Raw genomic sequence first — 22,067 nt, 5'->3', positions numbered from 1 at the left:
ATGATGAAACTCATCCCCTATCTGAATTTCAACGGAGTGTGTGAGGAGGCCCTCCAATGAATCTGCACCTCACGGGAAAGTTGCATTGGTGATAAACCTGATTGAGGATCAGGAGACAGCATGTGTCATGTTTGAGAAGCTTTCCCGTAACGGTGAAGTAATAATGAATCTGGAAGAGATGTTTTGGGGTGCACTATTCGGGGATGGTACGGGATAAATATGGAGTAAAATGGATGGTCAATTGTGAACTGAAATCAAAACAACCACAACATGAGTAAACCTGAATTTCAATTTGGAACGAACATTGCCATCAAGATTCCGAAAGATCGTTATGATGATACATTAAGATTTTATCGGGATACTCTGGGGATGAAATTGATCAAAGCAGAGGATGATTCCCTGGCTGAGTCGTGGTATTGTGACTCCGGGAATTTGCGAATTTGGTTCGACCGGGTTGATACTTATAGTCAGACAGATATCTGGCTTGAGCTGAAATCCGATGATATGAATCATGCCAGGGAACTTCTTCGGGGTAGTGGAGTCTCATTTCGTGATGAATTGGAGAAGTTGCCTGAAAAACTCGATGGTCACTGGATATCAGATCCGGCCGGTGTGGTGATGCTGTTGTGTTTCGATTCCAATAGTTAATTTCAACCGAAAATGTACCGGTGTCATAATCTGCGTTTTTCACCAGGAAACCCGGTTTTAAGCAAGTCATTCTAGGGACAACGCAGTCCACGGGCAAGTTTCGTTTCATGTGTTTAAAATTTTTTGATTCAAGCGGTCACATAGAATGTCCATGACGTTTTAATCATGCTCATGTGTGTCCGGATTTCAGCCGGTCATGATCATTTCATGTGTTTATAATTTGTGATTCTGACGTCACATGTAGTACCCATGTTGGCTATAATCATGCTCCTGTGTGACGGTAAGCCGCCATGGGCATTTCATCTGTTTAAATGTTTGGGTTTATGTCGTCACATGCAATGTCATGACCGTATGTAATCATGCGCCTGTGTGTCCGGGCGCCGACCCGGTCATGTTCATTTCATCTGTTTAAAATTTTCGATTTATAATGAAAGGTGAACCTAAGGTCACGATGTGAAATACCATGACAGTTTTTAATAATACGCCTGTGTGTCAGTGCTTATGCTCTGTCATGGGTATTTCGTGTGCACTTTATGTTTCAGCACGATAATTGGGATCAGGATTTTTAAAAGTACCGCGCTGATAGAAAAAACGTAATTCCATTCAACTATTAATTATATAATTACTGCAGGATAGAGCTATGAATAACCACTTTGCCCCACGCGTTGGTGGTGTACTCAGCGCGGACATTGCCGTTCCGAAACACGAACGAGAGGTGCGCTTCTATTCACGTGTACTCAGCACAGGTGAGAAACCGCTCTGGCGTGAGGATGATCTTATGAACAACCTGGGAGTGTCCATCATTGGTCTGGGCATGCGCAGTGAGGAATATATGAACCTTCCACTACATTGGATGCCGCACATTCAGGTCGCCGATGTATCGGCCAGTGTGCAGCGCACGCTTGATCTGGGTGGAAGCGAGCTGATGCAACACCGTGATGACCAAGGAAAAAGCCAGTGGGCGGTGCTGCGTGATCCGAATGGAGCGGCATTCGGCATTATCCCGGTCATTCCTTCGGAGGCGATTCCCGCAAGTGTTGAGGCTTCAAGTATTGATGCGGTGACAGTTGGCCGCATCTACTGGGTTGACCTGACGGTCTCATATGCCATTAACACCCGGAATTTTTATCGTCAGGTCATCGGGTGGTCGGTTCATGAGGTCGGTATGGAACATGGCGGTGAGCACTATGCCGACTACAACATGCTCGATGAGCATGGAAGACCGGTGGCGGGCGTTTGTCATGCACGAGGAGTAAATGTGGGCCTGCCTCCCGTATGGTTGATTTACCTCCCCGTGGGCGACCTCGAAGAAAGCCTCCGTCGCGTAGCGGATGAAGATGGCAAAGTCCTCAAGATCATGAAAAGGGATGATGAAGAGATTGAATATGCGGTTATTGAGGATCCGGTGGGGGCCTGTCTGGCGTTATGTCCCGCTTAGGTTCCCGACAAACGGTCGACTATTTGGTTCCAGTGATAGACCGTTTCATTTCAAACAATTCCACCCAGCTGAGTTTAGGGGGTTCTGGAAAATCCAGTTATTGTTGTTCCTTGTTACTTCACTCTATTGATTCTTTGACAACATAAGTTGCTGCTCCTAAAAGGCTGGACGAAAACTCCGCATAAAGTATTTTTCTTAACCTGCGAAGAAACGCTGAACAAGGACAACTATAACAGATTCAGAAACTCTTTCCACGGAGTTGCCTGCATTGTTTCTGTGTCGGACCGTCCAAGGGATCTGATGATCATCGATGCTTTGTCAACCTGGCCCGGGTCTGTGGACTCCAGGATATCCACCACATCATAAGCGCCTTTAACAGCATAACTGTCCTTCCAGGTTACATCCGGGCATTCTTTTCTGATTTTCTGCTTGACCGTTTCGGCCATTTTTTTGAAATCGTCCGGTTCCTTCATCGCATCAGGAGAAATCTTGCTCAATATAATGTATGTATGCATGATCTCTGGTGTTTTGGGTTCCTGTTCCGATCGAAAAAAAACTTCTGAACATCCGCTACATATCAAAACACTGTGGCCGAATCAATCGTTTTGCTGCAGATTTTGCGCTAATGTATCTGTCATAAAGATTTCAGTGAAAATTTTCGGAATTCATTTGTTTTCAAGAAAGGTTCATTTTGTGGTTGTCCAAATGCCCTCTAATGCTGATTGCTTTTCCTTTTTTTCCGGTAATATGATACCGAATACACAATGAACGCAATGATATAAAACTGGACGAACATACTCAGTTCCCGTTGTATGCTGAAGTCATCATAGCCTGAAAGAAAATTATACCCTTCGATAAAAATAAGAGCGGCAACCGCGGGTATGAGTGAGTAGAGCATGATTTTGCGCCAGTATGACCGGTAGAAGGCTCTTAACTTTTTTATCATAGTCTCAGAATTTTACGCAAGAGGAGCAGCCAGAAACAACTGCCCCTCTTGCTCATGCAGCTTGTCTGTTAATGCAACTGATTCTCTGTGTGATGCGACAGATAAAATCAGTTGCTGTTATCGGGTAACGCGCCCAACTCCTGAGCTTGCGACATCACTGTCAAACTCAAAGTTTTCAATAGCTCCGACAATCTTGCCAAAAAAACGGAAGATGCTCTCCGACAAGTCGTCTCCACCGTTGATGCTGGTCAGTTCACTTTTAGTGAGTTCTTTGACATTAGTGTTCAAGGTATCCATTTATCTCATCTCTTTTGTTATAGTTTCAGTGATTACTGCATACTTTCCCTTCCTTCGTTGAAGGCTTCTACATGTGCCTCCCAGTCATTGTAGGCCTCTTTTAAAGTGTGGAAAGCCGTAGCGCTTAAAAACGATACAATGGCAGTAGTGATAACGCCTCCGCCGTGGATGCCGGTCCTCTCTTCAGGGGACAGGTTTTGCAGCAGAGCAGATCTTCTATCACCCATGATAGTCCTCCTTTTTTAGTTCTGGTGTTTGTATTTAAATGCAAAGCATGATCATGTATGCAATGGTAATATCAGTCTGTATACTGAATAAATGAATACAGTGGAGGCCACTTGTGTTATCTATTTTGTGCTGTTCTCAGCAAATCCTTCTGGTTCATCGAAGTTTTTCGTTTGCATAGGGCCGGAGCTCCTCCCCAGTCAGTAATGTCCTCGCCGTCGCTAATGAATTAAGTGCAAAGGTGTACATCAGAACTCTCTTCGGAGATATTACCTGGTGTGTATAGCGAAGCGAAATAACGGGCAACTAAAAAAAAATGTCATATCCTCACGGAAACGTATTGCCTATAAGAAACTTTATTAGTATACTTAGTTTCCATGATGAAACAAGTCTGATGACCTTGTGAACATGGAACAATTATTGAGAGAAGTAACAACCTATTACCCAAAACATTACACCACTATGAAAAAGCAAAAAATTTATTCGTCTTTACTGGCTGCAGCAGTACTTACTGTCATGACACTCGGATCCGGGCAGAATGCCCATGCACAGTCACAAATGGAATATTCTCCGGTTACCTGGGGACTCAACGCGGGTCTCACGGTTTCCGATCTCTGGGGAGATGATGTCGGAGGTACCACGGTCCGGGCCGGATTTACCGGAGGTGCTTTTTTGAACTACCGCGTCCACCCAACGTTTTCCATCCAGCCGGAGATGAATTTCACCATGAAATACAGTCAGGCAGATGCTGGTGTCCTCGGAGAAGCTCAAAAAACAGATTACGATCTGGGATATCTTGAAATACCGGTACTTTTCAAGGCACATTTGCCTACCCAGAGCATGATCACACCAAACCTGTACGCCGGTCCGGCACTGTCTTTCAAACTTTATGGAGAGGCTGACAGCGATGACCTCAGAAGCACACACAACAGTGTCGATTTCGGACTGGCATTCGGCGGCGGAATTGACATCAACAGGGCATTGCATCTTGATCTCAGGTATACGCTGGGACTTGTGGATGTATTTGATGCTCCGGGTGATCCGGAAGTGAAAAACGGTGCATTCCAGGTAACACTGGGGTACGGATTCTGATATACAACAGGAGAGAGTGCAGCTAATAACTGCCTCCAACAACCCCCCAAAACCGCAATGGCCATGTCGTGACAAACATGGCCATTTTTTATGTGAAAAACACTACCTTTACAGCGTTGTCAGTATATGTTTTTTTCAGGGTTTATGCACCAAAAGGAAGTATATGGGTAGAAGTGGAATGTCAGATGAACTGCTGGAGGTTGCCGGAAACTTATTCCGGAAGCATGGTATTACCTATGTTACCATGGATGATATTTCCAGGGAGATGGGGATCTCCAAGAAAACATTATATAAATATTACAGAAACAAGGAAGATCTGTTATACCATGTTTTCAAAAAGGGAATTGAGGACCGGTTCCGCAAGCACAGGGAAGTTCTTGTTAACGCGCCCAATATTATTGAAGGCCTTGTGATGGTTATGGTCGATACCATGAAGGATTATGAAAAAATGAATCCCGTTCTGCTCGAAGAGCTTCGCAGAAGGTACCGCGCGGTTTCCGATGTCATTCGCAAAGAGCAGTACGAGCAAAGTTATGATGAAATTCTCAAGATGCTTGAGAAGGGTAAGCAGCAGGGGGTCATAATGGAAGAAGTGGACAGCGATATTGTGGCCAAGCTGTTTATGGCGCAGACTAAACATATCCATGATTACGATTTGTTTCCGGTGACCGAGTATCCGCGGGCGAAGCTTTTCGAGTATGTTTTCCTGAATTTTCTGAGAAGTATTATTACTGAAAAAGGAAAATCTCTCCTGGATCAGGCATACCGGAAATATGAAGGGGATTTTTTCAGAAAATAGGCGATATAACAGACTTGCCGCGCTGACTCTGCGCATGATTATTTTCTTGCCGGGCTTTAATTTCTGTTATTTCTCTTAACATGTTGTTAAATAATATAAAAACGGCAATATCCGGAGTAATGCATAGTTTATCGGGTTACTATTTCAATTAATGAAACAAAACAACCGAAAAGAGGTATCTATGAAATCACAATCCATTTTCACCGGAATCATCGCCGCCGTGTTCGCTATGTTTGCCATGCCGGCGGAAGCACAATTCCAGCAGCCTCCTCAGGACGAAGCTCCGCAGATCGAAGTTTCCGATGAAGAACTGCAGGTATTTGTTGATGCTTCCATGAATGCACAAACGGTACAGGCACAATCCCAGCAAGAGATGGTGGCGATTGTGGATGAAGAGGGTATCGACGTACAGACGTACAACGAAATCATGCAGGCCCAGCAAATGGGACAATCTACTGACGAACTGGACGTGTCCGCAGAAGACATGGAAAAGTTTGAAAGTGCCTTTGAAAAAATCGAGGAGATTGAGCAGGAAATGGAAGCCGACCTGACCGAAGCCATTGAAGATGAAGGTATGGATATGGACCGATTCCAGGAAATCAACATGGCTGTTCAACAGGATCCTGAACTGCAGCAGCGCGTGCAGCAAATGATCCAGGAAGCTCAAATGCAGCAGGGACAGCAGCAGCCTCAGCAGCAACCACAGCCAGAAGGTTACTAATAGTTAACTGTTGTACTTGCAAGCCGGAATATAGCAGGTGCGTCCTGCAATACGGCTTGAAAAGTGACTGCAAAATGAATGTGCTCATATGAGCTCAATCAGAAGCCCATCCTCTTTCGGGGGATGGGCTTTTTTTTTCAAAAAAAAATGCAACATATGGAAACTTTATTCGTATTATAAGTTTCCGTTGTCTCACGGATCTCATTCACACCAAGAAAACTCAAGCCGATATGTCCAACGAACAATATGTTCAATGAAAATATGCTCAATAAACATCACCCGATCAGGGAACAGATTGAAAAGGCAGCTTATGAACTGTTTCGCAAACAGGGATTGACGTGTGTCAGCATGACAGATGTTGCTGCTGAACTGGGCATGTCCAAGAACACACTGTACTCACACTACCGGAATAAAGAGGATCTGATTTTCCACAGTATGAAGCATCAGTCGGCCGTAAGAGATCGTCACAGAAAAAAAATACTGAATGAACACAAACAGGTCATCGACGGAATGGTGGCACTGATGCAGTTTGGCGTCAGGCAGCTGGAGAAAATCAATCCGGTCCTGTTTGAACAGATGCGGCGCAATTATCCCAGGCTTTACGAAACCATTCAGAAAGAGACGTCCTCCAGAATATATAACGATATCACCGCACTGCTGGAAAAAGGTAAACACGAAGGCTGGTTTCTGGAGGAAGTGAATTCCGATATCGTTGCCCGGCTGTTCGGTGAGCAAATGCGACAGCTGGTCAACTATGAGCTGTTTCCTGTAACTGAGTACCCCCGGCCTGAGCTGTTTCGCCACATATTCCTGCACTTTATGCGGGGTATCACTACGGCAAAGGGCCGTCGCCGAATAGACCAGCTTGTTGATCATTATCAAACCTTCCGGGACGGCTCCGGTCCTGTCACAACCGCAACACAATAAAATCATACCATTCATGTACCGACTCATATTAATATTCATATCAGTGGCTGTTCTGGCGGATCCTGCCAGGGTGTTTGCAACCCAGCCTGAAGGGCCAGAATCTTCAGGTAATAGTCAGGACGATAAAGAAACCATTTCACTTACACTGGATGACGCCATTAGAAAAGCACTTGAAAACAGTCAGCAAATACGTGATGCCCGGTTTGAAAGCCAGATTTCCGAAGCAGCCCGCAGGGAAGCGCAAACCGGATACCTGCCGCGTGTTACTATTGAGGGAAGCTATCAGAATTACGTAGATCTGCCGGTTATCTTTCTGCCTCCGGACAGCCCGCTTGGTGACCGCCTCGAAACAGGTACAGATCACAACTTTGATGTCAGTGCGCAGTTGTCCATGCCCATATACAACCAGAGTGTGATCAGGGGAGTGTCGCTGGCCAAAGCAAATGAGGCAATGTCGGAGGTGATGATGGAAGCAACTCGCCAGGAAATGAAGGAGGAGGTACAACAGGCCTGGCTGAATGTAAAACTGGCGGAAGAATCACTGAAAGCGCTCAGAATCAGCAAAGAGAGGCGTCAGACGGATCTTGAGCTGGTGAAATCGATGGTAGAAGAACAAGTGGCACCGGAATATGATGAAATCAGGACACGTGTTCAGCTTGAAAATCTGAAACCCGAAGTGCGGCAGGCTGAGAATGCGTTCACCGGTGCAGTGAACTATCTGAAGCTGCTGACTGCCATTCCGGTTGACCAGGATATTTCCCTGGAAGGGACACTGGAAAAGCTCTATTCTGAAAAGGGCGCATCCGGACAGGATCAATTGCTGACGCAGGACTTTTCATCGAACCCGGATCTTATGCAGCAAGATGCGCGGCTGGAGGTTGCCGAAGCGCAACTGAGTCTGGACCGTGCGGCATATGTACCGTCACTGTCTCTCATCGGGTCACACACCCAGCAGGCGCAGGGAAACACATTTGAACCGTTTGACTACGATTGGGTTTCGACCACTTTTGTAGGGGTAAACCTCAGTATACCTCTATTTTCCGGTTTTGAACGGCGTTTACAGAGACAGCAGTCGCAGCTGCAGCTTGAGCAGCAGGAGTCACAAAGGGAGTTTTTAGAGGAATCTGTGCAAGTGGATTATCAGAACGCCCTCGACGAAATGAGACAGGCAGGGGCTGCAATTGAAGCACAGGAAGCCAATGTGGAGATGGCCGAGCGTGGTTACGAAATAGCAAGAGTTGGTTACGAAAGCGGTTCACATACGCTTATCGAGGTCAATGACGCCGAGCTCGCCACCACCGAAGCCCGTCTGAACTATCTGCAGTCACTGTTTGACTATATGAACGCCACCCTGGAACTGGAACGCATCCTGGGTGTGCATGCTACAGACTGAAAATTAACAAGAACTACTATTATTTCTACATAGCAAAGCGTCATGGAAAAAAGAACAAATAAAAAGAAAGAAATTGGAGCAGCACTGATTATTACAGCTGTACTTATAGCGGCCGGATTCATTTTTTATCAGAATAACAATCAGGAAAATGAATCCACCGTATTATACGAGACCGAAGAAGATGAAGCAGTTCCTGTCCGCACGGTCCGTGTTAATCGTGAAAGCTGGCACCTCACACGCACGTATCCCGGAAACATCGAACAGTGGGAATACGCATTTATCTCAGGTGCAGCGGGTACGCGGATTTTATCCATTCATGCCAGGGAGGGCGACAAGGTGCAAAAGGGCGATCTTCTGGCCGAGATGGATCGCAGCAATCTGAACCAGGCGGAAGTGCAGATGAATACTGCCTGCAATGAAGTAAGAAGACTGGAAAACCTGGCGGAAGCAGGAGCAGTCTCAGGACAGCAGCTTGAGCAGGCACAGGCGCAGTATGACAATGCCAAAAGTTCCTACGAACAGCTCAGGGAAGACACGGACCTGCGGGCGCCCATCGACGGCGTGATAACAGATAAATACTTTGTCGAAGGAGAACAGTTTTCACCCGGCGGAGAGCGGCCTTCACTGATGACACTGATGACCGTGGATCCGGTCAAGGTGACAATCAATATTTCAGAGCGGTATTTCCCTCTGATTTATTATGGAATGGAAGTGGATGTGATGCCTGACACTTATCCCGGAGAGACATTTGAGGGAGAAGTTGATTTCATTGGTCCGACAGTGGATCCGGTCAGCCGGACATTTCGTGTGGAAATCCGCATTGATAATCCGGATCACCGTCTGAGTCCGGGCATGTTTGCCAGGGTACGGATGGATATGGATGAACGGGAGGATCTGTTTTTGCCTGCGGCGGCGGTCCACAGGGAGCCGGGCAATCAGACACGTTATGTATACCGCGTAAACGACGGCACAGCAGAAAGAGCAGATGTACAGACAGGTGACCGAATGGAAGAGATGCTTCAGATAAGGGACGGCCTGAATGAAGGTGACCAGGTGATACAGGAGGGGGCCGGCCGTGTAGAAAGCGGAAGCGAAGTGCGCATTGTAGAATAAGGGATTCCGGTCAGCGGGACCAGCACATTACAGATCAGATATTGAAACAGGAATTAAGCTATGAGTATGTATCAACTGGCCGTCAGAAGACCCGTTGCCATAGGGATGGTTTTTCTGGCCATAATTGTATTTGGAGTTTTTTCATTTACACGTCTGCCCGTGGATTTGTTTCCGGAGATAGAGGCGCCTGTGATCACCGTGATCACGACCTATCCGGGAGTGGCAGCGCAGGAAATTGAGCGGAATGTAACCGAGGAGCTTGAGGATGTTCTCAGTACCATACCGAACCTTGAGGAGATCAGGTCCGAATCTCTGGACAACTCCTCAATTATTACTCTTGAGCTGGACTGGGGAATAGATATGCTTGAGGCCTCGGATGATGTGCGGGATGCGGTGAGCAGGGCCCGGCAGCAGCTGCCGGACGATATAGATGAGCCGATAATCCAGAAGTTTGATGCCGGAGCCATCCCCATCATGATTTTTGCCGTAACGGCAGAAGAGAGTTACCATGAGCTGGAAACTATTCTGGATGATGATTTGGTGGCCTCTTTAAACAGGGTACCCGGTGTCGGTGCCGTAAATCTTTTCGGCACTCCGGTACAGGAAATCCAGGTTCAGATAGATCCCGTGCAGTTTGAAGCTTACAACCTGGATATTGACCGGGTTTCTGATATAATCGGAGCTGAAAATGTATCGGTGCCGGCCGGAAGGCTGGATATTGGCGTCAGTTCCTACAATTTGCGCACCAATACCGAATTTGCTGATGAAAGGGAGATCGGGGATGTCGTGGTTGCCTATGATGAGGGCCGGGCGGTCTATTTGCATGAAGTGGCTTCCATCCGTACAGAGTACGAGGACGAGACATCCCTGAGTCGCGTAAACAGGGGCCGCGGGGTTGCAGTGACGATAAACAAACAGTCGGATGCCAATACGGTAACTGTAGCCAATGACCTGCATGAAAGGCTGCCGGAAATTCAGGACCGTCTTCCGGATGATGTAGAGGTCAGCGTACTGCTGGATACATCCGAGTTTATTTCCGGAGCTATCAATAACCTCTCATCAGTGATCCTCTACGCCATCATGTTTGTGATACTGGTGGTATTTGTGTTCCTGCACCGGTGGCGTGCGACCATCATTATTGCGGTCACAATTCCCGTCTCCCTGGTTATGGGCTTTATTTATCTTGCTCTCACGGGAAGCACACTGAACATTATTTCGCTCTCCTCACTGGCCATTGCCCTGGGAATGGTGGTGGATGATGCAATCGTGGTGCTTGAAAATGTCATGAAACGGCTGGAAGCCGGTGACGACCCGTCCGGTGCGGCCGTAAGGGGCGCCCGGGAAGTATTCACAGCTGTGGTGGCGTCCACGCTTACCGTTGTAGCCGTGTTTCTGCCACTAACTTTTGTTTCCGGTATGATGGGGTTCTGGTTCCGTGAGCTCGGCTTTATTGTTGTGGTGACCGTAGTCACATCAACGCTGTCGGCACTCATGCTGACCCCCATGCTGGCATCTGTCCTGATGAACCACAAAGATGATCAGAAAAAGAGGAGCCGGGCAGTGCAATTTTTTGTTTCTTCATTTTCTAAGGGTTTTGGTGCACTGGAAAATGCCTACGGAAGGGCAGTACGCTGGTCGATAAGACGCCGCAAAACGGTTATCGCCGGTGCATTGGGAATATTCGCCTTTACCCTGGCCATGATACCTGTGATCGGAACCGAGTTTATGCCGGTATCGGATAATAACCAGGTGCAGCTGGAAGCAGAACTGGCGACGGGCAGATCGCTTGAGTTTACCGAACAGGTGATTTACGAGCTTGAGGAGATCATTACAGAAGAAGTGCCGGAACTGAGGAATATGAGCATTCGCGCCGGCGGGACAGGTATGGGCGGTGCAAATCCCGTTTATCAGATCAATGGCAACCTGCAGCTGGTGACACTGGACGAAAGGGATCGTTCTGTGTTTGAAATTGCGGAGGTTCTGAGAGAGCGCGTGGAAAAAGTGCCTGAAATCAACCACCTGCAAATTGAAGCCGGTGGCGGAGGTGCGGGAAGTCCAAGACCAATCGAAGTTAACATCATTGGCCGCGACTTTGAGCAGACCGGCGTCATTGCCAATAATCTGATTGACAGCATGCGGACAATCGAGGGTGTCCGCGATCCGAGAAGAAGCCGTGGTGATGACCGTCCGGAATTTGAGTTGAATCTGGACCGTGAAAAGCTTGCCGGATCAGGTCTTAATTCCGCTTCAGTTTCAAATATTGTAAGGGGAACTATGGACGGCCTTGTTGCCACACAATTCCGGCGTGACGGCCATGAATATGATGTGCTGGTGAGATATCGTGATGAGGACCGGCATAGTCTGACATCACTGGAACAGGTCAGTGTCATGACTCCCGATGGCAGACAGGTACGGGTATCGGACCTGGGTCATATCAACGAGGTGATGACCCCGCCTAATATTGAACGCTTCAATCGTGAACGGTTTGTATCAGTGACTGCTGGACTGCATGACCGGCCGTTGAGTGATGCGGTTGATGATATCCGGGATCAGATAAGTCAGATGGATATACCGGATGATGTGGAGATCGAATATGGCGGGGACATAGAGGGACAGGAGGAGGGTTTTTCGGGTCTGCTGCTGGTACTGGTATTGAGCCTGGTGCTTGTCTATATAGTGATGGCCGGACAGTTCGAATCTTTCCGGGATCCGCTGGTGATTATGTTTTCTATTCCCTTTTCCTTTACAGGTGTATTTCTGGCCCTGCTCATCACCGGAACGTCACTGAGTGTCATCGGTATGCTTGGAGCGGTGATTCTGGTGGGAATTGTGGTCAAGAATGCCATCGTGCTTATCGACTATATCCGGTTGCTGCAAGGTCAGGGCATGAAAGTGTTCGATTCGATCATTGAGGCTGGGAAAATGCGTCTGCGTCCGGTTCTGATGACTACACTCACAACGGTGCTTGCCATGTTTCCGCTGGCTCTGGCCCTGGGTGAAGGCGCCGAAATGTGGCAGCCCATGGCGATTTCCGTAATTGGCGGACTCTCTTTCTCTACTCTGATCACACTCGGGCTGATTCCGGTAATGTATGCCATATTCCACAGAAAACGCATAGCGGCCGAATAAACGGTATTTCCGGAACAGAGACCCGGGACCATCACAACCAGGGCAGGACAGCGGCAGGCACTGCACGCCATTATCGTGGCGGCAGTGACGCTTTGAAGGGATTACGTTGCCATATCAACAGTAACCTCCAGGTCGGACTTGAACCCTTTCCTGGAACTCAGCGGAATCAGGAAGCGCCCGTCCTCAAATGTCACACTCCGGCCCTTGTTTTCTCCCCACTGTTCATCAGTCAAAATGTACCGCAGCCGCCACTGGCCTTTATCCTGAACTGCCTTGAGGGTTACTTTTTCCCGGAACAGATTCTCCTCAGGGATGCGCTGGCGGGTGAACAGGTTGCCGCTGATGCGGTAGTCCGTGGTTTTGACGGCCAGGTCAATGGTGAAAACAAGTGTTTTACCTGACTCGATTTTTTTGCGGTCCAGAAAAACCGAAAACAGCACCGGCATGCGGAGCTTTTTGCTGCCCGATGCCCCGTTATCGGGAAACATCTCTTCAAACTTCCGGAAAACGGCAGAGTTGTTGTCGATCCGGCGGTCGCTCAGCCGGAATCGCGCGCCCCGCGTCATGACAGTGCATTCAAAAAGATAGGAGGCGCGTATTTCTCTTCCGTCTTCGTGTGCCTTGCGCACCGACGGCGGAAGCGGCAGGTCCCGGACCAGCATCCGGCCTGTGACACGGACGTCACCGAACAGAAAGCGCGTCAGGTTCTGATACCCCTCCTCGGAATTGACCAGACCATAATGGCCGCTGTGACTGTGATGGGTGTAGGTCCGGGGCGCACCCTGAATGCTCGCATTTTTGATCAGCACCAGTCCGTCACTCATCGGCCCTACCGCATACCTCGACAGATTGTAGTCTTCATGATTGGTTCCGACATGGCAGAAAAACCGTGATTCCGGAAATTTGCCGTCAAGAGTATCCACCCTGTTGCTTTCATCACCCGGAACCCGCCACGGCCGTGCCGTATCTCCGTTGCTGCTTCCCAGGCTGCCGGACAACTGAAGGTATTCTGCAATGCGCCGGCGGTTGAAATTGTTGATATCCCATCCGCCCAGAAAGCGCGGGACATTCACACCGCGGATTTCGATTCCGTTGTGGGGTGTTCCGTATGTGAAAACCTTGTCCACCAGTGATTTGGCCTCTTTGCTGCCGATTTTGTCATTCTGCAGCAGGCAGCGTGCAATCAATCCGCCCATTGAGTGCGCCACAAGGTACACACGGAAGGCACTTTTGGCATCGGAATCATCGCCGCAGACCTGGTCACGCGTTTTTAGAATCAGTTCGCTGAGGGATCCGGCGGCTTCTTCAATCGACGGGACACCGTCACCGGAGCCGATGTCACTGTCGGCCTGCTCGTAGTAGCGGTGGATGATGATGCTTTTTGCCGGTATATCGCCCTCCGTCTCCAGCCCGTCGGAATAATTGTCGACATAGCCAAAATCTTTCATCAGGCGGATGAGGGGGGATTCGAAAATGTGGCGCTTGACCTCGCCGTCCCATTCCTGCCGGATTTTGGTCGATCCGAGGTTGAAACCCATGTATGGGGTGGCGACGGTCTCCTCGACGGCGGACTGGGTCATAGCAAAACCGCGAATGTAAATGATCGGATAGAAGGGTGGCTTGATTTTTTTCATGGTCGGCGGATTTAACGTGAGTAGGGGATCCGGAGGCCGAAGGTGAATGCGTTATCGGAGACGGTGACCGGTGCGATCCGGCCCCCGGAGTAGCGGGAAAACAGGTCGATGCGGTTGAGCCGCTCATCCCGTCCGGACCAGCGGATGGCACAGGAGAGGTCGACGACCCATCCGAACCGGCTGTCGAAACCGTCCTCTCTGTATGCGGCAGTCTGACCGAAATCGCGGGTGTACTGATAACCTGCGGCAAGGGCGGCATCCGGCAGGCCGATGAGTCCAAGGCTTAGCTGATGGCGCTGCAGAAGCCGGAGACGCCGGTACTGCCGGTTCGATTCCACCCCGCCGACGGCTTCATCCTGCAGGCCGGCAACGCCCTCGTAGTAGATATGAAAGGTGGGAAGCAGTCCGCTCCGGCCAGACCGTGCCATGTTGATCATCCGCAGGCCGGTTCCGAATGCCAGAAAACCTTTCTCAAACGCGGGATCGGCTTCAAGTCCGGCTTCAAGGGTAATGGCAAACCGGTAGTTGTAGATCCAGTTGAAAAAGCCGATGTCGGTGTAGGTGATATCCTCTTCAAAGAGGTCTCCCGGGATGTCATCGACGGGGCGGGGAGCCAGTTCGAAACCGAAATCCCAGTGCAGGTCGGCGGTGGCAGGCCGGCGCCCGAGGTCAGGATCAAGCAGCCAGATGCCGTCGGTCCGGAAATGTGCGGATCCGTCTGCGGTGAGGTCGCCTCCACGCAGCTCCCGTTTGCCAAACCGGCTGACGGGCATGTTCCAGGCGAGATCCCATCCGGCCCCGCCGGTCACTTGCGACAGATCGTCAGTAAATTCAATTACCGGAACATCGACGGACACATCCAGCCGGTCCGGGGAATCGGCGGCGGAGGTGCCGGGCAGCAGCACAAATGGCAATATCAGTGGCAGGACAAATGGTAGTATTCGGTTCATGATTCATCGGTCAGGTCGGATGAGACCCGGTAAAACTGCTCAAGTACGGGTGCGATTTTCGGGATGGTTTTGCCCGGATCGGAGCAGACGGTGTTCATTTTGCGGTAAAAGGCACTGTTGATATCGCGGATGCGTCCGATTTCATTGACGCGGCCAAACCAGGTGTCGAGGCGGTTGCAGAAGCTGCGGATGGACTGGTTTCGGTCGGTGCTGTCGGACAGCGCGCCGCTGTGGAATGTGAGCTCGCCGATCGGGGTGCGTCCAAGGTGTTCAAATTTTGCCTTGATATCGTCCGATTCCCTGTTGATGCGTTTGCGCATGCCTTCACTCAGGAAATCGGGCTCCTTGTAATTCCAGATGAAGTTGAAAAGGGATGTGTGGATGCGGTTGTTGACATCCCAGGGTGCATCTCCGGCCGGATCGGTGCCGCTGCCTTCAATGACATTGCCTTCCGGGTGATTGCGCAGCCAGGGAGCGGGTTTTCCGTGGACCGCCCGGGCGTTGTTTTCGAGCAGCCAGCGGACGTGTCTTGCTATGTTCGGTTTTTCTTCGGCGTCATCGACGGGAAGGCCGAGGAATGCGGCCGGATTTTTCCGCGCCATCAGTTCAAAATTGTCTTCGCCGATCATGCTGCAGAACGCATCGGTGTAATCGGGATCGGTGCAGTCGATGCGAAGCAGGTGATAGTCGGTTCCCCAGAGCACCTGGCTGCGGTATTTCGGATTTTCAAGCACAGCGGCGAGGTTTTTCCGATAATTGTCTCCGGCATCCGGGTCGTCGTACTGCTCGTTGTGATAGGAGACATCGGCAAATACCCGGCCGGGGAAGCGATCCATCAGGTCCAGAATGTGGTGCGCCCAGCTGTCGCGCGGAAGCCCGGGTGCGATCCAGACATCTTCATCATCCTGCTTCTCGCCGCCAAAATGTCCGAAACAGACCTTCAGGCTGGAGTGTTTTTCAAGAACCGGAATCCAGTGTCCGGGATGCCCGTATTGTGCGGCATCGGGACTCTTCCGGAAGCCGGTGTCGTTGCAGTGCAGCAGCACCGGGACCGACTCGCTGTCGCAGAATGCGAGAACCTCATCCATCATCTCACCCCGGATGCTGTACCCGAGGGCGGGATAGAGCTTGAGTCCGACACACGAGCCGCTGTTGATGGCTTCCCTGAAGAGCTCAAAACTCTCTTTTCTGGCTGGATTTACCATTCCGAAGGGAAGCAGGCGTCCGGGAAATCTGAGTGCCTGCCGGGTGGTATCGGCGAGCTGCTTCGGGAAAAGTTTTTTTTCACGGCTGCCCGCTTTGGGATCAATAATATCCATCGGCAGCAGCACGGCCAGATCGTCCTCATCCATCTGCACGATCAGGTCATCAGCGACATCGGATATGGCGGCTGCGAATCCGATGCGCAGCCATTCAAAGGTGTTGATTACGGTCGATGAGCTTGCCTGGTTCCGGTCGATGACAGATGCTTCGAGCAGGCTGGTCAGCAGGGAAGCGGTTTCGGATGACGGGGGCAGTTCCAGGTGCCGGTCGAAAAAATCACGCATTTTTCCGGGCATCAGCCGGTTGAAAAAGCGGGTCTTGCGGATGGTGCGGTGGAAATCGTCAAGGGAGATGTCTTTGCTTCTGCTTTTCCGCCGGGTACGAAGATATGAAAGTATGGCGTCACGAAGCGGTTCGGGCAGGTTTTTTCCGGACAGGCGATGCGACAGCAGCAGGATGGTTTCTTTGGTCAGAATGGACTGAAAATTGAACACATGGGCGTGAACATTGATTTTCATGGCGGCCGTCTTGAATGGAGGGTGATGACGCTTGCCGTAAATTCTGAATAATTAGTAATTTTTCAAACCTGAATTTATCGGTTTTCCCGGCCTGTAAGCTGGTCGATAAATGTCTGTCTGACCTCCTGCCCGGCATCTCTGAAATTGAGAAAAGGGACGTGGCGGTCGGGACGGGTGGTATCCGCCCGGATTCCCCAGAGTGGATTCAGGTCGTTGGGTATCATCGAGTAGCGGGCGTCGCCGATGATATCGTCTTTTTCCGGATGGCGGATCAGGTATCCGTCGGAAAAGCGACGGAAGCGGAGCAGGTCATTGTAGAGCGTGGTGCCTTTCCATTCGGCAAAATCCGTTTCGGGACGGATGATCGGGGCGGCATCGCCTTCATAGATAATCTGCGGAGAGAAAATGCCAGAGCGAATGGCGTCCACATGGACGGTATCACCGGCGATGTAGGTGCTGCGCCACAGCAGAAGGTTGCCGATGGTCGGTTTGACGACCAGGCGCTCGATCCGGTGGCCCCGGTCTTCGGCCAGTTCGCCGGCGGCCGAGATGCCGCGCTCACGCTGAACAAAGCCGAAGGTCAGATACAGAAGCAGCCAGCCGAAGAATATCCATCCGAACATCCGTTTTCTGTAATAAAACGCTGCGGTGGTGAGCACCGCCATGACCCCGGTGAGCAGCGGGTCAATGATAGGCAGCAGGTTCCAGGCAAAACGCGTGTCAGCGAAAGGCCAGAGCAACTCGGTTCCGTAGCTGGTGGCGGCATCCAGAAGTCCGTGGGTTGCGAAACCGAGAAAACTGTAAAAAAAGAGTTCGCGGAAAGAGAGGTGCCTGCGCATGACATACCACAGCAGGCCTGCGGTGAGGAGTGCACCGACGGGTATGAAAAGAAACGCGTGAGTAAACTGCCGGTGAATTTCGATGTTGAAAAGGGGATCCGACGGCATGTGCATGAACGTCTCAACGTCGGGAAGGAGTCCGGCAATGGCGGCGGTAAAGGCGGCGGGACGGTGCTTTTCTTCGGGGGCGACCGACTGGGCGGCAGCGGCACCGGTCAATGCATGCGTCAGTGGATCCATACGGGGTCAGTCAGGTATGCAAACAACAGGGAATGGCAATCGGGAAGGAAAATAAAAAGGGGAGCGGTGAAATGACCGCAGCCCCTTTGAATGATCGTCCGGACGATGTAACCGGCATGCATTTCGGATTATTTGCTGCCCAGTTTGTCGTCCAGGGAAAACTTTCCGCTTCCCATCAGTGCGAGTGCGGCACTGGCAAGAAGAAGCATCAGGTCAAGCCGGTATGCTGAAAAAGATTCCCCGGGTATGACTTTGGTAGTGAGAAGGGCAACGACCATGATTATGGCCAGCAGAATAGCAGGAATACGGATGTAGGCTCCGACAAGTACCAGTATACCGCCAACGAATTCAACAATGGCAACAATCCATGCCATCAGCCCGGGAAGCGGTATCCCGATTTCACCAAAAAAACCTTGTGTTCCCTCAATTCCGGTAATTTTTCCCCATCCGGCCACGATGAAAATAATTCCGACACCAAGTCGGAGCAGAAGCAGCGCAATGTCTTTATTCTGATCGTTTGATGCATTTACCATAAGTCTCCTCTATCTGTTTGATATCCAGTTCATACCATACACGATGTACGGTTTGTCATGTGCTGAAAAGTGTACATTTTGTAACAACGCGGTTCCGGCAATCATTCAACAGAAAAATGGAAAAATGTTGTAAGGATGTTCATGTTTTGTTCTCTAAGCTAATGATAGCATCTTGTCCGTCCGTTCGGCGGATGGATGAATGCTGACAGACCTGAACCGGATCGGACGTTGAACCTCGTCCGATCCTGATTATTTTCGCATAATTGCGTACATTTTCCGTTTGACAGAAGCCGGTTGTTTCAACCAGAGGATAACGGTAACAGATGCAGCGACGCGTCCGGCTGGTCCGCAACTCAGGAATAATGTTACAACACACAGGTCTGATCATTTTGAAAACAATCACAATTTTTCTGTTTGCCATAGCATACATGGCGGTATCCGGCGGTGCGGCCGTCAGTGCTGACATCGATAATGACCGCGACGACATTGACGAGGAATACCGCGCATTTGTTGAAGAGTGGCATGAGGATCGGGTTGAAAGGCTCAAGGAAGAGCAGGGCTGGCTGCGTCTCACCGGTCTGTACTGGCTGAGCGAAGGGGAACAGTCTTTTGGCGGCGGTGAGCGGTCCCGCATCCGGTTCCCTGAGGGATCAATCCCGGACCTCGCCGGAACATTCAAGCTGGAGGCAGACACCGTTGTCATGAGAGTTGCGGGAAATGTGGATATCCGGGATGAGCGCGGACGTCGCATGGCCGAGGACACCATTTACACACCGGACCTGACCCGGGAGCTGCACTACCGTGGTCTGACCTGGTTTGTGATGCGCCGTGATGACAAACTTGGTATTCGCCTTTATGATGATGACAGTCCGCACCTGCAGCATTTCGACGGTATCGACCGGTTTGATATTGACCCGGACTGGCGCGTCGAGGCTGAATTCGAACCGAGGGAAGAGGGAGACACCATGAAAATTGAGAATGTGCTCGGACAAATGGTTGATTACGCCGTTGCCGGTGATCTTTATTTCACGGTTGAGGATGAGGAAGTTTCCATGATTGCTCTGGGAACCGGCAGCCGGCTTTTTATTCCGTTTTCCGATGCCACGGCAGGTGAGGAAACTTACGAAGCGGGACGCTATGTCTATATTGATCGCCCTGAGCCCGGCGAGAAAGCCATTATCGATTTCAATGTGTCTTACAATCCGCCCTGCGCTATAAATCCGTACACCACGTGTCCGCTGCCGCCTGCTGAAAACCGCAAGAACTTTCCGATACGCGCCGGTGAGAAAAGGTATGACAAGTACGAGCCGGAATCCTGACGGTTTTGACTTCAGAAATCTTTGATAAAGACTTGCATCAGGCACCTGTGCGAAGAGTTTAACGACGGAATCGCTTGCTTCACCGCAGTGCACATACGCGTGATTGCGGGAATCGTATCGCAGGATTTAGCATCGGGCTGCTCAGCCTGATTTTTTCAGCCAGGCGAATAGTTCTTTCACCGACAGTGTGTTTAGGATTTGCCCGGCAGAAAATCCGGCTTTTCGAGCCGTTCCGACACCATAGCGCACATGATCCAGTCCGTCGGTACTGTGCGCATCCGGACAGACGGCACTCATAAGTCCCGCATCCCGGGCCTTTCTGCCGTAGCGCCAGTCAAGTTCCAGGCGCCAGGGATTGGCATTGATTTCAATGGCGGTATTGTGTGCGGCGGCATGGGTGATCAGCCGGTTGAGGTCGGCTTTATTTCCGTCACGACGCAAAAGCAGACGGCCGGTGGGATGTCCGATCATATGGATGTGCGGATGTTCTGCGGCCTGCATCAGGCGCCCGAGCATGGCATCAGGAGGCTGATCGAGAACTGAATGCACACTTCCGATGACCATGTCGAAGCCGGCCAGCACCTCATCAGGATAATCAAGGCGTCCGTCAGACAGGATGTCGGATTCGATCCCTTTAAGAATGACAAATCCGTTTCCGCCGGCGCTTTCTGCGAACTCTTTGTTCAGTGCATCAATCTCTTCCCACTGCTGATGAACCTTCTCGATGGAGAGTCCGCCAGCATATGCGGCACTTCGGGAGTGATCGGTCAGCACGAGATATTCATACCCCCTGGAAATGCACGCTTCGGCCATTTCGCGGATGGAGTTTTTTCCGTCGCTCCATTTGGAGTGGGCGTGAATGATGCCCCGCAGCTGGTGCTGTTCCAAAAGTTCAGGAGTGCTGCCGTTCTGCGCGAGGTCAAACTCACCGTGATCTTCGCGCAGTTCCGCAGGAATATACCCGAGGTCAAGGTGCCTGTAGATGTCCTCTTCGCTTTTTGCAGGCAACGGGCGGTCAAAATCGGCCTGATTCTCTGCATTCTGATGGAAAAGGCCGTACTCGTTGAGCTGCAGTTTTCTGGCTCTGGCCCGCTGGCGCATCGCCACATTGTGCTCTTTGCTTCCGGTGAAATACATGAGTGCGGCCGGATAATGCTCCCGGCTTACGATCCGTAGATCCACCTGCCTTCCCTCTTTTGTGCGGACCGAGCTTTTGGTTTCACCCTGACCCAGGATTTCCGTGACGCTGCCGGTCTCAACAAACCGGGTCATGAGCGATTCTGCATCGTTCCGGTCAGCGGCTATCAGCAGGTCAATATCGCCGATGGTCTCTTTGGCGCGCCGCAGTGATCCGGCGACGGAGATTTCCTGCACGCCATCAGCATCGTTCATGCGATCCAGAAACAATTCCGCAATGACCGTGGCTTCGTCGACCCGGCACCGGTCGGTGAACTGCTCCATCCATTCAATGGATGCAAGTATTTTTTCCGCTGTCTTTTTGCCCATACCCGGCAGTTCCGCAACCGAACCATCACGGCACTTTTCACGGAGCTCCGATAACTCAGTGATGCCAAGCTCCTTGTGAATCTTGTAGATCTTTTTCGGACCCATACCCGAAATGCCCAGCCATGCGATCAGGCCGTCCGGCACCTGCTCTTTCAGTTTATCCAGCACCGGAATCGTTCCGCTTTCCGCATATGTGTACACGTCCTGCGCGATCGACTTGCCGATTCCCTTCAGGTTGGTAAGTGTCTGATTTTCAATGTGCTGGTTGATGTCGTCATCCAAACTTTCGATGGTGCGCGCGGCGCGGTCGAAGGCCATCGCGCGGAAGTCATTTTCACCGGCAAGCCGCATCAGTGTGCCGATTTCTTCAAGTCTGGCAACGATATCGTCTTTCTGGACAGGTTGTGGCATCAGTTTTTGTATAAGTTGTGCACGTTTCTCCGGAGCTGGCTGGCTGCGAAATCACAAATGGGAAAATCTTCTAAATCTAATAATTAAAACGTTGCCGGACTAACCCGGTCCGACCGAAATTGACGT

At 50.6% G+C, this 22,067-nt stretch carries 20 protein-coding genes; 10 read left to right on the top strand and 10 right to left on the bottom strand.

The window, feature by feature from the left end; all coding sequences use genetic code 11:
* Positions 1 to 270 precede the first annotated feature (270 nt).
* Both NATSA_RS08910 and NATSA_RS08905 read left to right on the top strand, forming a co-directional pair.
* The gene (locus tag NATSA_RS08910; protein WP_210511814.1) at positions 271 to 648 is read left to right on the top strand and encodes a VOC family protein; all 378 of its coding nucleotides are present in this window, start codon (positions 271 to 273) and stop codon (positions 646 to 648) included.
* A gap of 640 nt (positions 649 to 1,288) precedes the next feature.
* Positions 1,289 to 2,086, top strand: a complete 798-nt coding sequence (locus NATSA_RS08905) for a VOC family protein (protein WP_246481764.1) — start codon at positions 1,289 to 1,291, stop codon at positions 2,084 to 2,086.
* A gap of 227 nt (positions 2,087 to 2,313) precedes the next feature.
* Here NATSA_RS08905 and NATSA_RS08900 read toward each other — a convergent pair whose 3' ends face one another.
* The 4 genes from NATSA_RS08900 to NATSA_RS08885 all read right to left on the bottom strand — a co-directional run bounded on the left by NATSA_RS08900 (position 2,314) and on the right by NATSA_RS08885 (position 3,556).
* Positions 2,314 to 2,601: a GYD domain-containing protein gene (locus NATSA_RS08900; RefSeq protein WP_210511810.1), complete on the bottom strand. Its 288-nt coding sequence runs from the start codon at positions 2,599 to 2,601 to the stop codon at positions 2,314 to 2,316.
* A 197-nt stretch (positions 2,602 to 2,798) separates the two neighbouring features.
* Positions 2,799 to 3,032: a hypothetical protein gene (locus NATSA_RS08895; RefSeq protein ID WP_210511808.1), complete on the bottom strand. Its 234-nt coding sequence runs from the start codon at positions 3,030 to 3,032 to the stop codon at positions 2,799 to 2,801.
* Between the two features lie 117 nt (positions 3,033 to 3,149).
* Positions 3,150 to 3,329, bottom strand: coding sequence for a bacteriocin (locus NATSA_RS08890; RefSeq protein WP_210511807.1), 180 nt, complete (start codon positions 3,327 to 3,329; stop codon positions 3,150 to 3,152).
* A 32-nt stretch (positions 3,330 to 3,361) separates the two neighbouring features.
* On the bottom strand, positions 3,362 to 3,556 hold the full coding sequence (locus NATSA_RS08885; protein WP_210511805.1) for a hypothetical protein: 195 nt from the start codon (positions 3,554 to 3,556) through the stop codon (positions 3,362 to 3,364).
* Between the two features lie 460 nt (positions 3,557 to 4,016).
* Between NATSA_RS08885 and NATSA_RS08880 the strand changes: the two genes are divergently transcribed.
* The 7 genes from NATSA_RS08880 to NATSA_RS08850 all read left to right on the top strand — a co-directional run bounded on the left by NATSA_RS08880 (position 4,017) and on the right by NATSA_RS08850 (position 12,728).
* Positions 4,017 to 4,646 carry a porin family protein gene (locus NATSA_RS08880; RefSeq protein WP_210511803.1) on the top strand — a complete coding sequence of 210 codons (630 nt, stop codon included), beginning with the start codon at positions 4,017 to 4,019 and terminating at the stop codon, positions 4,644 to 4,646.
* A 163-nt stretch (positions 4,647 to 4,809) separates the two neighbouring features.
* Entirely contained in the window at positions 4,810 to 5,445 is a 636-nt protein-coding gene (locus NATSA_RS08875; RefSeq protein WP_210511801.1) for a TetR/AcrR family transcriptional regulator, read from the top strand.
* A 181-nt stretch (positions 5,446 to 5,626) separates the two neighbouring features.
* Positions 5,627 to 6,166, top strand: a complete 540-nt coding sequence (locus NATSA_RS08870) for a DUF4168 domain-containing protein (protein WP_210511799.1) — start codon at positions 5,627 to 5,629, stop codon at positions 6,164 to 6,166.
* Between the two features lie 261 nt (positions 6,167 to 6,427).
* A complete protein-coding gene (locus NATSA_RS08865; RefSeq protein WP_210511797.1) occupies positions 6,428 to 7,093 on the top strand; it encodes a TetR/AcrR family transcriptional regulator in 666 nt (221 codons plus the stop codon).
* 13 nt (positions 7,094 to 7,106) lie between these two features.
* Positions 7,107 to 8,486, top strand: a complete 1,380-nt coding sequence (locus NATSA_RS08860) for a TolC family protein (RefSeq protein ID WP_210511795.1) — start codon at positions 7,107 to 7,109, stop codon at positions 8,484 to 8,486.
* Positions 8,487 to 8,528: 42 nt separating this feature from the next.
* Positions 8,529 to 9,599, top strand: a complete 1,071-nt coding sequence (locus tag NATSA_RS08855) for an efflux RND transporter periplasmic adaptor subunit (protein WP_210511794.1) — start codon at positions 8,529 to 8,531, stop codon at positions 9,597 to 9,599.
* Between the two features lie 60 nt (positions 9,600 to 9,659).
* Entirely contained in the window at positions 9,660 to 12,728 is a 3,069-nt protein-coding gene (locus NATSA_RS08850; protein WP_210511792.1) for an efflux RND transporter permease subunit, read from the top strand.
* Between the two features lie 101 nt (positions 12,729 to 12,829).
* Here NATSA_RS08850 and NATSA_RS08845 read toward each other — a convergent pair whose 3' ends face one another.
* The 5 genes from NATSA_RS08845 to NATSA_RS08825 form a co-directional block, all read right to left on the bottom strand.
* Complete coding sequence (locus NATSA_RS08845; RefSeq protein WP_210511790.1) at positions 12,830 to 14,362, bottom strand: lipase family alpha/beta hydrolase; 1,533 nt, start codon at positions 14,360 to 14,362, stop codon at positions 12,830 to 12,832.
* A gap of 11 nt (positions 14,363 to 14,373) precedes the next feature.
* Positions 14,374 to 15,312: a hypothetical protein gene (locus NATSA_RS08840; protein ID WP_210511788.1), complete on the bottom strand. Its 939-nt coding sequence runs from the start codon at positions 15,310 to 15,312 to the stop codon at positions 14,374 to 14,376.
* Positions 15,309 to 17,093 (bottom strand): amidohydrolase family protein, encoded by a 1,785-nt coding sequence (locus tag NATSA_RS08835; RefSeq protein ID WP_210511786.1) that lies wholly within the window; start codon positions 17,091 to 17,093, stop codon positions 15,309 to 15,311. Before NATSA_RS08835 ends, NATSA_RS08840 begins: the two co-directional genes overlap by 4 nt.
* Before the next feature lie 74 nt (positions 17,094 to 17,167).
* A complete protein-coding gene (locus NATSA_RS08830; protein WP_210511784.1) occupies positions 17,168 to 18,172 on the bottom strand; it encodes a metal-dependent hydrolase in 1,005 nt (334 codons plus the stop codon).
* Positions 18,173 to 18,300: 128 nt separating this feature from the next.
* Positions 18,301 to 18,705, bottom strand: coding sequence for a DoxX family protein (locus NATSA_RS08825; RefSeq protein WP_210511782.1), 405 nt, complete (start codon positions 18,703 to 18,705; stop codon positions 18,301 to 18,303).
* A gap of 389 nt (positions 18,706 to 19,094) precedes the next feature.
* Between NATSA_RS08825 and NATSA_RS08820 the strand changes: the two genes are divergently transcribed.
* Positions 19,095 to 20,024: a DUF1684 domain-containing protein gene (locus NATSA_RS08820; RefSeq protein ID WP_210511780.1), complete on the top strand. Its 930-nt coding sequence runs from the start codon at positions 19,095 to 19,097 to the stop codon at positions 20,022 to 20,024.
* Between the two features lie 141 nt (positions 20,025 to 20,165).
* Here the strand turns inward: NATSA_RS08820 and polX are convergent, their stop codons facing one another.
* Positions 20,166 to 21,941: a DNA polymerase/3'-5' exonuclease PolX gene (gene polX / locus NATSA_RS08815; RefSeq protein ID WP_210511777.1), complete on the bottom strand. Its 1,776-nt coding sequence runs from the start codon at positions 21,939 to 21,941 to the stop codon at positions 20,166 to 20,168.
* Between the last annotated feature and the right edge of the window lie 126 nt (positions 21,942 to 22,067).

Source organism: Natronogracilivirga saccharolytica, from assembly GCF_017921895.1.
Classification (GTDB): Bacteria; Bacteroidota; Rhodothermia; order Balneolales; family Natronogracilivirgulaceae; genus Natronogracilivirga; species Natronogracilivirga saccharolytica.
Note: the sequence above shows the minus strand (reverse complement) of the source record. Positions and strands in the feature narration are given on the sequence as shown.

What these genes read in the sequence shown, in the direction of transcription:
- NATSA_RS08875 (WP_210511801.1), top strand. Translation starts at nt 4,810, where the DNA reads ATGGGTAGAAGTGGAATGTCAGATGAACTGCTGGAGGTTGCCGGAAAC.
- NATSA_RS08855 (WP_210511794.1), top strand. Translation starts at nt 8,529, where the DNA reads ATGGAAAAAAGAACAAATAAAAAGAAAGAAATTGGAGCAGCACTGATT.
- NATSA_RS08885 (WP_210511805.1), bottom strand. Translation starts at nt 3,556, where the DNA reads ATGGGTGATAGAAGATCTGCTCTGCTGCAAAACCTGTCCCCTGAAGAG.
- NATSA_RS08890 (WP_210511807.1), bottom strand. Translation starts at nt 3,329, where the DNA reads ATGGATACCTTGAACACTAATGTCAAAGAACTCACTAAAAGTGAACTG.
- polX (WP_210511777.1), bottom strand. Translation starts at nt 21,941, where the DNA reads ATGCCACAACCTGTCCAGAAAGACGATATCGTTGCCAGACTTGAAGAA.
- NATSA_RS08870 (WP_210511799.1), top strand. Translation starts at nt 5,627, where the DNA reads ATGAAATCACAATCCATTTTCACCGGAATCATCGCCGCCGTGTTCGCT.
- NATSA_RS08910 (WP_210511814.1), top strand. Translation starts at nt 271, where the DNA reads ATGAGTAAACCTGAATTTCAATTTGGAACGAACATTGCCATCAAGATT.
- NATSA_RS08850 (WP_210511792.1), top strand. Translation starts at nt 9,660, where the DNA reads ATGAGTATGTATCAACTGGCCGTCAGAAGACCCGTTGCCATAGGGATG.
- NATSA_RS08865 (WP_210511797.1), top strand. Translation starts at nt 6,428, where the DNA reads ATGCTCAATAAACATCACCCGATCAGGGAACAGATTGAAAAGGCAGCT.
- NATSA_RS08895 (WP_210511808.1), bottom strand. Translation starts at nt 3,032, where the DNA reads ATGATAAAAAAGTTAAGAGCCTTCTACCGGTCATACTGGCGCAAAATC.
- NATSA_RS08860 (WP_210511795.1), top strand. Translation starts at nt 7,107, where the DNA reads ATGTACCGACTCATATTAATATTCATATCAGTGGCTGTTCTGGCGGAT.
- NATSA_RS08845 (WP_210511790.1), bottom strand. Translation starts at nt 14,362, where the DNA reads ATGAAAAAAATCAAGCCACCCTTCTATCCGATCATTTACATTCGCGGT.
- NATSA_RS08880 (WP_210511803.1), top strand. Translation starts at nt 4,017, where the DNA reads ATGAAAAAGCAAAAAATTTATTCGTCTTTACTGGCTGCAGCAGTACTT.
- NATSA_RS08840 (WP_210511788.1), bottom strand. Translation starts at nt 15,312, where the DNA reads ATGAACCGAATACTACCATTTGTCCTGCCACTGATATTGCCATTTGTG.
- NATSA_RS08900 (WP_210511810.1), bottom strand. Translation starts at nt 2,601, where the DNA reads ATGCATACATACATTATATTGAGCAAGATTTCTCCTGATGCGATGAAG.
- NATSA_RS08830 (WP_210511784.1), bottom strand. Translation starts at nt 18,172, where the DNA reads ATGGATCCACTGACGCATGCATTGACCGGTGCCGCTGCCGCCCAGTCG.
- NATSA_RS08835 (WP_210511786.1), bottom strand. Translation starts at nt 17,093, where the DNA reads ATGAAAATCAATGTTCACGCCCATGTGTTCAATTTTCAGTCCATTCTG.
- NATSA_RS08905 (WP_246481764.1), top strand. Translation starts at nt 1,289, where the DNA reads ATGAATAACCACTTTGCCCCACGCGTTGGTGGTGTACTCAGCGCGGAC.
- NATSA_RS08825 (WP_210511782.1), bottom strand. Translation starts at nt 18,705, where the DNA reads ATGGTAAATGCATCAAACGATCAGAATAAAGACATTGCGCTGCTTCTG.